The sequence below is a fragment of the Salinibacterium sp. genome, from assembly GCF_031364185.1.
Classification (GTDB): Bacteria; Actinomycetota; Actinomycetes; order Actinomycetales; family Microbacteriaceae; genus Rhodoglobus.
On sequence record NZ_JANLVV010000092.1, the window covers coordinates 1 to 3,348 of the forward strand.

General features: G+C 63.5%; 5 protein-coding genes and 1 tRNA gene. 3 read left to right on the plus strand and 3 right to left on the minus strand.

Annotated features, from left to right (window positions below; translation table 11 throughout):
- Window positions 1-319, plus strand: a 319-nt coding sequence (locus RMN95_RS04535; protein WP_309615766.1) for a hypothetical protein, incomplete at its 5' end; no start/stop codon positions are given.
- 72 nt (window positions 320-391) lie between these two features.
- On the opposite strand, the gene RMN95_RS04540 is transcribed toward RMN95_RS04535, so the two are convergent.
- The 3 genes from RMN95_RS04540 to bcp form a co-directional block, all read right to left on the minus strand.
- A complete protein-coding gene (locus tag RMN95_RS04540; RefSeq protein ID WP_309615767.1) occupies window positions 392-871 on the minus strand; it encodes a hypothetical protein in 480 nt (159 codons plus the stop codon).
- Window positions 872-909: 38 nt separating this feature from the next.
- Complete coding sequence (locus RMN95_RS04545) at window positions 910-1,041, minus strand: hypothetical protein (RefSeq protein ID WP_309615768.1); 132 nt, start codon at window positions 1,039-1,041, stop codon at window positions 910-912.
- Window positions 1,042-1,217: 176 nt separating this feature from the next.
- Window positions 1,218-1,694 (minus strand): thioredoxin-dependent thiol peroxidase, encoded by a 477-nt coding sequence (bcp, locus tag RMN95_RS04550; protein WP_309615769.1) that lies wholly within the window; start codon window positions 1,692-1,694, stop codon window positions 1,218-1,220.
- A 91-nt stretch (window positions 1,695-1,785) separates the two neighbouring features.
- Here bcp and RMN95_RS04555 point away from each other — a divergent pair.
- Window positions 1,786-1,858: transfer RNA gene (locus RMN95_RS04555), tRNA-Lys, on the plus strand.
- A 364-nt stretch (window positions 1,859-2,222) separates the two neighbouring features.
- Window positions 2,223-3,348: IS256 family transposase (locus RMN95_RS04560; RefSeq protein WP_309615770.1), on the plus strand; the 1,126-nt coding region annotated here is incomplete at its 3' end.

Sequence of the window (3,348 nt, forward strand, 5' to 3'; positions counted from 1 at the left end):
GGTTGCTATTGGATACCTCGTGATCGAGCTGATCGTTGCGACCCCCGACTCCTACGCCAGTGCCGTGGCGCTGACCGTCCTGACCGCGATCGCTGCGGTCTGGCTGGCCGTCATCGGCGTTAACGTTCTGCGCGGCAACCCTTGGGTGCGTGGGGCGACCGTTGTCGTTCAGATCCTGCAGATTGCTGTCGCTATCGGGTGCTTCCAGGGTGCGTTTGCTCGCCCGGACCTTGGCTGGCTGTTGCTCATTCCCGCCATCGCGGCCCTCATTTTGCTCTTCTCGCCGCCGGTTCTCGCCGCGACTACGCGTAGTACATAGCGTGTGCCCGCAGCCGGACCCGTTCGGCGGCGGGGCAGCACGCGCCACCGCCGAACGAGTTGTCGGATTCGGCTAGCTCGACGCCGAGACGTATGTGGCCTGAATCACCGACCCCCAGTACGGCGCAAACATCGTCTTGGCGACGCCGTCATAGCCGAAACTGCTGATCGAGTTTTGACTGCCGGCCGACCCACTCCCGATGAGCCAGGGCCTACCCGACCATTCTCCTGTCATGTCGCACGGGGTTCCCTGAGCCGTCGACTGGCCGAAGGGATCGGCGGTTGCGCGGCCGGCGCACGACTGCAGCGACTCGCCATCGAACGGACTAGCGGCCGGGTAGCCGAACGCGGTGCAGGTGAGCCCGCGACCCTGGTAGAAGGCGACGCCGGATGCCCCGACCGTGTCGGTGAGCGTTGGGCCGTTCACGGGCGCGACGGTCGCAAAGCCCGTATCGAAACTGATGTCACCACCACTGGTCCATTGGCTGGGCGCGGCGAGTTCGCTGGCGGGCCGCTGGCCGAACGGTGCAGCGCCGTTTTCGTAGGCGGGCACAAACATCCAACGTGTGGCGAAGGTGCCTGGCCCTTCATTTACACAGTGACCGGCAGGGAATCACCGTCCCCTGTGGGGATGGCATCGGCGCCCGCAACGCCGCCAGCCATGATGGCAGCACTCAGGGCGAGGGTTCCTGCCATTGAGAATGCGAATTTTCTCCTTGTCATGATTCAGCTCCGATTCTTGTGATGTCGGCCGTCTCGTGTTCGGCGGCCGTCCGTTCCAGTGTCGTCGTCGATCACCTCGGGCCGGCCCGAAATGTGATTGCCGAGAGTGATGCTGTGTCATCCACAAATCTGGGATGGATGCCCGAATCGGTGCTATCCGCGCGCGCGCCAGCCACCTACGCCGAGTCGATGCCAAGCTTCTTGCGCAAGGAAGCGACGTGCCCGGTTGCCTTGACGTTGTAGAGCGGAAGGGTGACGACCCCGCGCTCGTCGATCACGAAGGTGGATCGCAGCACCCCGGTCACCGTCTTGCCATAGAGATTCTTCTCGCCCCAGGTGCCATACGCATGGTGCACCGTGAGGTCGGGATCGCTCAGTAGGGGAAAATTCAGATGATCCTCGCGGGCGAAGGTGGCAAGCTTATCCGGTGCATCGCGCGAGATGCCGATGACGCTGTATCCCGCCGACGCGAGTGAGTTCAGGCTGTCTCGGAAGTCGCACGCCTGGGTTGTGCATCCGGGAGTCATCGCCTCGGGGTAGAAGTACAGAATCACCTTCTCGCCGGCAAAATCTGACAGCGACACCGGCTCGCCGGCCTGGTTGGGAAGGGTGAATGCGGGTGCTGTTGCGCCTGCCTCGAGTCGCTCAGTCATGGGTCTCCACTGTGTCGGTGGCGCACCGTTCGTGTGCCTGATCATGCCATGCTAATCTTGTCCGTCGGCCCGCTGATTCGTTGGCGGCCAGGCACCTCTAGCTCAATTGGCAGAGCAACTGACTCTTAATCAGTGGGTTCCGGGTTCAAGTCCCGGGGGGTGCACCGATAATAAGCCCGGTATCTCGCAGCAATACGAGCTACCGGGCTCTTTTGCTGTCCGCGGTGCAGTCGGCTATCCCCTCAATAACCCCTCCTAGTGAACTTCTATGCGCTCGCTAAGAAGCAAGGGACGTCCCGAGGGGCCGGAGGTGTGTTCGTTGATCCAGATGGTCTCGTGGGCTTTCGCGCCTGGGTACCGTTGCCGCCTCCAGTGCCCCTGCACTCGCCATTGATGGTCCGGGCGTGAGTGGAGTCCCGCATAGTGGTGTGACGCATGGTGGCTTACCGCGTCGGTGACGACGTGGGGACGGCCACCGTGTGATCCTTCGAGGAATCTCTGACAACCCACTCGAAAGGCATCAACACGATGACCGCTCCACATATTGTCGACCCTGCGACCGTTCTCGGTGAAGCTCTCACCGATGCGTCCCCGGATTTGATGCGGCATCTGCTGCAAACCATGATCAACGCGCTGCTGTCCGCCGATGCCGATTCGGTCGTCGGCGCCGAGTGGGGCAAACCCAGCCCTGAGCGCATAACCCACCGCAACGGCTACCGGCATCGTGATCTGGATACCCGGGACGGGACGATCGATGTTGCCATCCCGAAGCTGCGCTTCGGGACGTATTTCCCGGAGTGGCTGTTGGAGCGCCGCAAACGCTCCGAGGCGGCCTTGGTCACAGTGATTGCTGACTGCTATCTTGCTGGGGTCTCCACCCGCCGGATGGACAAGCTCGTGAAGACCTTGGGGATTCATTCGCTGTCGAAGTCGCAGGTTTCCAGGATGGCGGCCGACCTCGATGAGCTCGTCACCGAGTTCCGCCACCGGTCCCTTGTCGAGGCGGGCCCGTTCACGTTCGTCGCCGCCGATGCGCTGACGATGAAAGTCCGCGAGGGCGGCCGGGTGGTGAACACCGTGGTGCTGGTCGCGACCGGCGTCAACGGTGATGGTCGCCGAGAAGTGTTGGGGATCCAGACGGCCACGAGCGAGACGGGACCGGCCTGGAACGCGTTCTTCGCCGACCTGACCGCCCGCGGTCTGACTGGGGTTCAGCTGGTCACCTCTGACGCTCACGCCGGGTTGAAGGACGCGATCGCGGCGAACCTGCCCGGCACCGCCTGGCAGCGTTGCCGCACCCACTACGCCGCGAACCTGATGAGCGCCACCCCGAAGAGCATGTGGCCGGCCGCCAAAGCGATGCTGCACTCGGTTTATGACCAACCCACCGCTGACGACGTCCACGCCCAATTCGACCGCACCCTGGACTACGTGACCGAGAAGCTACCCACGGTCGCCGAACACCTCGACGGCGCCCGCTCCGACATCCTCGCGTTTACTGGGTTCCCGAAAGACATCTGGGCCCAAATCTGGTCGAACAACCCCAACGAGAGACTGAACCGCGAGATCCGGCGCCGCACCGACTCCGTCGGGATCTTCCCCAACCCCGAGGCCGTCATCCGCCTCGTCGGCGCCGTCCTCGCCGAGCAAACCG

Bases quoted from the DNA above. Each gene is read 5' to 3' on its own strand.
- RMN95_RS04545 (WP_309615768.1), bottom strand. From the start codon at position 1,041: ATGACAAGGAGAAAATTCGCATTCTCAATGGCAGGAACCCTCGCCCTG.
- bcp (WP_309615769.1), bottom strand. From the start codon at position 1,694: ATGACTGAGCGACTCGAGGCAGGCGCAACAGCACCCGCATTCACCCTT.